The 502-nt window shown below is 39.8% G+C and carries 1 protein-coding gene; it reads right to left on the bottom strand.

Annotated elements, in window-relative coordinates; genetic code table 11:
* The coding region (locus tag EII23_RS12310) for a helix-turn-helix domain-containing protein (RefSeq protein ID WP_148091290.1) at positions 1-322 on the bottom strand (322 nt) is incomplete at its 3' end.
* Positions 323-502 lie beyond the last annotated feature (180 nt).

Genomic DNA, 502 nt, shown 5'->3' with positions numbered 1-502 from the left:
GAGGAGTTCCTTCTCGAGCCTCAACGAGGGTTTGTTCGTATTGTTTTTGAACCTGTTTAGCGAGGTAGAAGATTTTCTTGTAGCCACAATTTTGTCTTCTCTTAGGACATCCGTTACAGACAAATGGAGCTTTATCAAGGAGAGGGCAAGGAAGCCCATCACTGGTAGAGGTTCTGACCTGTCTGTTACGTTTGACCTCTTTGGAAACGGTAGTAGGATCTTTTAGGATAGTTTTTCCAATGGCTTTGAAGGATTCTCCACGTTCTAAGCCAAGTTGGATGTCATTGCGGTCTGAGAGGGTAAGGTGTTTATATTTTGTCATAGTAAGAACTCGTTTCTAACACAAACGTCTCAGACTTAATTCCACCATAAAAATCCGTTTTAGACTAACTTCCACTTCGAAAGATAAAGTGGAACTTACGTTGGGAAGTTACCTATTCGAGGAAAACAGCTGTAAAGTGGTTTAAACACTTGACCAAATAAGAAAAATTAGATATGATAT

The sequence above is a fragment of the Desulfovibrio sp. OH1186_COT-070 genome, assembly GCF_003860215.1.
Taxonomy (GTDB): domain Bacteria; phylum Desulfobacterota; class Desulfovibrionia; order Desulfovibrionales; family Desulfovibrionaceae; genus Desulfovibrio.
This window is presented reverse-complemented; position numbering and strand designations above follow the sequence as displayed.